The following is a 5056-nucleotide window of genomic DNA, read 5'->3' as shown; positions in this document are numbered from 1 at the left end:
CTCAGCCATGGCCGGCCTGGCCGCTTTCCAGCGCAGCCAGCTGTTCGGCGGCCTGTGCGGCCTGCAGCGCGGCGATCACGTCGTCCAGGTCGCCGTCCATCACCGCGCCTAGCTTGTACAGCGTCAGGTTGATGCGGTGGTCGGTGATGCGGCCCTGCGGAAAGTTGTAGGTGCGGATGCGATCGGACCGATCGCCGGTGCCCACCAGGCTCTTGCGGGTGGCCGCTTCCTTGGCGGCGCGCTCGCCCTGCTCCTTGTCGCGCAGGCGGGCGGCCAGCACCGCCATGGCCTTGGCCTTGTTGCGATGCTGCGAGCGGTCGTCCTGGCATTCGGCCACCAGGCCGGTGGGCAGGTGGGTGATGCGGATGGCGCTGTCGGTCTTGTTGATGTGCTGGCCACCGGCGCCGCTGGCGCGGAAGGTGTCGATCCGCAGGTCGGCCGGGTTGAGCTGCACCTCTTCGGCCTCGTCGGGCTCGGGCATCACCGCCACCGTGCAGGCGCTGGTGTGGATGCGGCCCTGGCTCTCGGTCACCGGCACCCGTTGCACGCGGTGGCCGCCCGACTCGAACTTCAGGCGTTCGTACACCCGCTCGCCTTCCACGCGGATCACCACTTCCTTGTAGCCGCCCAGTTCGGACTCGCTTTCGCTCATCAGCTCGGTGCGCAGGCCCTGGCGTTCGCACCAGCGCAGGTACATGCGGGCCAAGTCGCCGGCGAACAGCGCCGATTCGTCGCCGCCGGTGCCGGCGCGGATTTCCAGGAACGCATTGCGTGCGTCGTCGGGGTCGCGGGGCAGCAGGGCGGTCTGCAGTTCGGTCAGCAGGCGCTGCAGGTCGGCCTGGGCACCGGTGATCTCTTCGCGGGCCATCTCGGCCATCTCGGCGTCGGCCAGCATCTCCTGAGCGGCGGCCAGGTCGCGCTCGCGCTGCTGGTACTGCTGGAAGCGGCCGACCACGCCGGCCACTTCGGCCTGCTCGCGCGAGAGGGCGCGGTAGCGCTTCATGTCGGCGGCCACCTGCGGGTCGGCCAGGTTGGCATCCAGCTCGGACAGTCGCATCACGAGTCGGTCGAGCGAGTAGCGCAGGGCGTCTTTCATGGGCGGGGGAGGGAATACGGCGGCCTGCATGCAGGCGGGGACAGAAGGAGCGGCGGGATGCAGGTCGAGCCTGCGAGCCGGTGCTGCGGCGGTGGCCGCTGGCAGCGGACCCGCCATGCCGGCGCGGTGCGGTGAGCGCCGCTAACGGCCGCCGCTGCTGCCGGGCGTGCGGCTGCTGTGCCGCAGGAAAAGGCGCGAGATGGTTTGCGCGGTATGTTCGCGCTGGTCGGTGTCCGACGCATGCAGCTCGGCCAGGGCGCCGTGCAGCATCTTCTGGGTGAGCCCGCGCGACAGCGCTTCCAGCACCGCGTCCACGTCTTCGCCGCGGGCCAGCAGCTTGCGGGCGCGGGCCAGCTCGGCGGCGCGCCAGTCGTCGGCCTGGCGGTTCAGCGCCTGGATCAGCGGCACGCTGGCGCGCTGGTCGAGCCAGTGGGCAAAGCTCTGCACCCCGGCGTCGATGATCACCTCGGCCTGCTGCACCGCGGCCTGGCGCTTTTCGCCGGCCGACTGCACCAGGGTGCTGAGGTCGTCCACGGTGTACAGGTACACATCGTCCAGCCGCGCCACTTCGGGCTCAATGTCGCGCGGCACGGCCAGGTCGACCATGAACATCGGGCGGTGCTTGCGTTGCTTCAGTGCCCGCTCCACCGCGCCCAGGCCGATGATGGGCAGCGAGCTGGCGGTGCACGAAATCACCGCGTCGTACTCGTGCAGGCACTGGGGCAGGTCGGCCAGGCGCAGGGCCTGGGCGCCGAAGCGCGAGGCCAGCTTTTCGCCACGCTCGAGCGTGCGGTTGGCCAGGGCCATGGCCTTGGGCGTGCGGGCCGCAAAGTGCGTGGCGACCAGCTCGATCATCTCGCCGGCGCCGACGAACAGCACGCGGATGTCTTTCAGATCTTCGAACAGCTGGGCCGCCAGCCGCACCGAGGCGGCCGCCATGCTGATGGAGTGCGAGCCGATCTCGGTGGAGCTGCGCACTTCCTTGGCCACCGAGAAGGAGCGCTGGAACAGCTGGTGCAGCGTGGTGCCCAGGGTGCCCGCCGCATCGGCCTCGCGCACGGCCTGCTTCATCTGGCCGAGGATCTGCGGCTCGCCCAGCACCATGGAATCGAGCCCCGAGGCCACGCGGAAGGCATGGCGCGCGGCGGCGCGGTGCTCTTCCACATAGGTGTGCGACATCAGGTCGGCGCCGCTGACGCCGCCTTGGGCGGCCAGCCAGTCGATGGCGGGGCGCACCAGCTCGCGCACGCCGGTGGGCTCGGCGGCCACGTACAGCTCGGTGCGGTTGCAGGTGGACAGCAGCGCGGCTTCGGCGCCGCTGCGCTGCACGCGTTCGCGGAAGCCGCGCAGGGCCGGCGGCAGCTGCTCCGGCGTGAACGCAAACCGGCCGCGCAGGTCCAGCGGCGCGGTGTTGTGGTTCAGGCCGAGGGCAAACACACTCATAGGTACCGGATTATAAAATTGCCGTTCGCGCAGCGCGCTTGCGCTGCGTCAAGCCCCCCACGCCTTCTGCCACTGCCGATGGACTTTCTCGACGCCTTCTGGCAAGTGATGAACCTGTTTGCGCCCGCCCTGGGCGTGGGCCTGATCGCCGCGGGCGCCGCCAAGCTGCTGTGGCGGCGCGAGCTGGGGCGGGTGAGCTACCTGCGCCTGGCCTTGTGGGCCTTTGCCGCCGGGGCCGCGGTGCTGCTGGGCGGCCTGCTGCTGCTGGGGCAGGACGGCCGCATGGTGACCTACGGCACGATGGTGGTGGCGTGTGCGCTGGCGCTGTGGTGGGCGGGGTTTCTGAAGCAAAACCGCTAGACGGTTGGCGCACCCGGCGCGGGTTTTCAGCCCGCCGTCACCACCTCGGCCCGCAGCGAGTGCGGGTAAGCCTCGGTGATGCGCACGTCGATCAGCTGCCCGGCCAGCCGCGCCGGGCCGGCGAAGTTGACGATGCGGTTGCACTCGGTGCGGCCCATCAGCTCGCTGGCGTCGCGGCGCGAAGGCCCTTCCACCAGGATGCGCTGCACCGTGCCCACGCGGCTGTCGCTGATGCGGCGCACGTTGGCTTCCAGCGCGGCCTGCAGTTGCTGCAGGCGCTGCAGCTTCACCGCATGCGGCGTGTCGTCGTGCAGGGCCGCGGCCGGCGTGCCCGGGCGGGCACTGAAGATGAAGCTGAACGAGGCGTCGTAGCCGATGTCTTCCACCAGCTTCATCGTCTTGGCGTGGTCTTCGTCCGTCTCGCCCGGAAAGCCCACGATGAAGTCGGTCGACAGGCTGATGTCGGGCCGGATCGCGCGCAGCTTGCGGAGGGTGCTCTTGTATTCCAGCACCGTGTAGCCCCGCTTCATCGCGCCCAGGATGCGGTCGCTGCCGTGCTGCACCGGCAGGTGCAGGTGGTTCACCAGCTGGGGCACGCGCGCATACACGTCGATCAGCCGCTGCGTGAACTCGTTGGGGTGGCTGGTGGTGTAGCGGATGCGCTCGATGCCGGGCATCTCGGCCACGTACTCGATCAGCATCGCAAAGTCGGCGATCTCGGCCGTCTCGCCCATGCGGCCGCGGTAGGCATTGACGTTCTGGCCCAGCAGCGTCACTTCCTTGACGCCTTGCGCCGCCAGCTCGGCCACTTCAGTCAGCACGTCGTCGAAGGGGCGGCTCACCTCTTCGCCGCGGGTGTAGGGCACCACGCAGTAGCTGCAGTACTTGGAGCAGCCTTCCATGATGGAGACGAAGGCGGTGGCGCCTTCGGTGCGGGCGGGCGGCAGGTGGTCGAACTTCTCGATCTCGGGGAAGCTGATGTCCACCTGCGGCCGGCGCTCGCGGGTGCGGGCCTCGATCATCTGCGGCAGGCGGTGCAGCGTCTGCGGGCCGAACACCATGTCCACGTAGGGCGCGCGTTCGATGATGGCCGCGCCTTCCTGGCTGGCCACGCAGCCGCCGACGCCGATCAGCACGCCCTTGCTCTTGAGGTGCTTGACGCGACCGAGGTCGCTGAACACCTTTTCCTGCGCCTTCTCGCGGATGGAGCAGGTATTAAAGAGGATCAGGTCGGCCTCTTCCACGTCCTGCGTGGGCTCGTAGCCCTTGGCGGCCTGCAGCACGTCGGCCATCTTGTCCGAGTCGTACTCGTTCATCTGGCAGCCGAAGGTGCGGATGAACACCTTCTTCTTGGTGGCGGTGGTGCTGTTGGTCATGGCTTGGTCCAGGTTTTCGCGTCGGGGTTGAAGAGCCAGGTGGCAAGCTGCTGCTCGTTCACCGGCCAGGGCTTCATCGCCCGTTCTTCGGGGGTGAGGATCCACACGTCCTTGACCATGCCCAGGCCGTCGCGGGTGTAGTTCACGACGTACTTGGGCCCGGCCAGGCTGCCCGAGAGCTGGATCATGTTGTTGTCGCCGCGGATGCGCGCGCCCGGCGCCAGCGTGGCCGGCTGGCCATTGAGCAGCGCCTCGGGCGGTTGCGTGATCTGCAGCTCGCCGCGCAGGGCATTGGCGGGAAACTTGCGCTGCACCGCCTGGCCGAAGGCAGGCAGTGCCAGGGCCGCGGCCAGCAGGCCGACGGCAACACAGCGGGTCATGGTGTGGATCCAGGGGCTGTGCCGGCGGGCGGGATGCGCGCCGTGCGGGAAGCCGGGGATTATCGCAGGAGCGAACGTTCCGATGCGTCGGTCGCTGCCTGCTGGAAGCAGCCGCAGAAAGAAGAAAGCCCGCTGACCTTGCGGTAGCGGGCTTCCTGGGTTTGGTGGCGCTTCAGGGATTCGAACCCCGGACCTGCGGATTATGATTCCGTCGCTCTAACCGGCTGAGCTAAAGCGCCTTAGAGCCTCGCAGTATAGCGACAAATTTTGTGGCGTGTCCAGCGTCACGCGCGACAATCTGCGCATGTTCAGTTTTTTCAAGAAGAAGCCGCCCCCGCCACCGCCGGGGCCGCCCGCGGTCGACCTGCGCACGCTGCGGCCCGCGCCCCTGGCCACGCCCG

At 69.0% G+C, this 5056-nt stretch carries 5 protein-coding genes and 1 tRNA gene; 1 reads left to right on the top strand and 5 read right to left on the bottom strand.

Annotated elements, in window-relative coordinates; translation table 11 throughout:
- Position 1: 1 nt before the first annotated feature.
- Both prfA and hemA read right to left on the bottom strand, forming a co-directional pair.
- Positions 2-1096 (bottom strand): peptide chain release factor 1, encoded by a 1095-nt coding sequence (gene prfA, locus ABNT58_RS28025; RefSeq protein ID WP_348756655.1) that lies wholly within the window; start codon positions 1094-1096, stop codon positions 2-4.
- Positions 1097-1237: 141 nt separating this feature from the next.
- Positions 1238-2539: a glutamyl-tRNA reductase gene (gene hemA / locus ABNT58_RS28020; protein ID WP_348756654.1), complete on the bottom strand. Its 1302-nt coding sequence runs from the start codon at positions 2537-2539 to the stop codon at positions 1238-1240.
- Positions 2540-2617: 78 nt separating this feature from the next.
- On the opposite strand from hemA, the gene ABNT58_RS28015 reads away from it, so the two are divergent.
- A complete protein-coding gene (locus tag ABNT58_RS28015; protein ID WP_348756653.1) occupies positions 2618-2899 on the top strand; it encodes a hypothetical protein in 282 nt (93 codons plus the stop codon).
- Between the two features lie 26 nt (positions 2900-2925).
- Here ABNT58_RS28015 and miaB read toward each other — a convergent pair whose 3' ends face one another.
- The 3 genes from miaB to ABNT58_RS28000 all read right to left on the bottom strand — a co-directional run bounded on the left by miaB (position 2926) and on the right by ABNT58_RS28000 (position 4894).
- Positions 2926-4275 (bottom strand): tRNA (N6-isopentenyl adenosine(37)-C2)-methylthiotransferase MiaB, encoded by a 1350-nt coding sequence (gene miaB / locus ABNT58_RS28010; protein ID WP_348756652.1) that lies wholly within the window; start codon positions 4273-4275, stop codon positions 2926-2928.
- On the bottom strand, positions 4272-4655 hold the full coding sequence (locus ABNT58_RS28005; protein ID WP_348756651.1) for a hypothetical protein: 384 nt from the start codon (positions 4653-4655) through the stop codon (positions 4272-4274). The genes miaB and ABNT58_RS28005 overlap by 4 nt, the downstream gene beginning before the upstream one ends.
- A 162-nt stretch (positions 4656-4817) precedes the next feature.
- Positions 4818-4894, bottom strand: a tRNA-Met gene (locus ABNT58_RS28000).
- Between the last annotated feature and the right edge of the window lie 162 nt (positions 4895-5056).

The organism is uncultured Aquincola sp. (genome assembly GCF_964001545.1).
Taxonomy (GTDB): Bacteria; Pseudomonadota; Gammaproteobacteria; order Burkholderiales; family Burkholderiaceae_C; genus Aquincola.
This window is presented reverse-complemented; position numbering and strand designations above follow the sequence as displayed.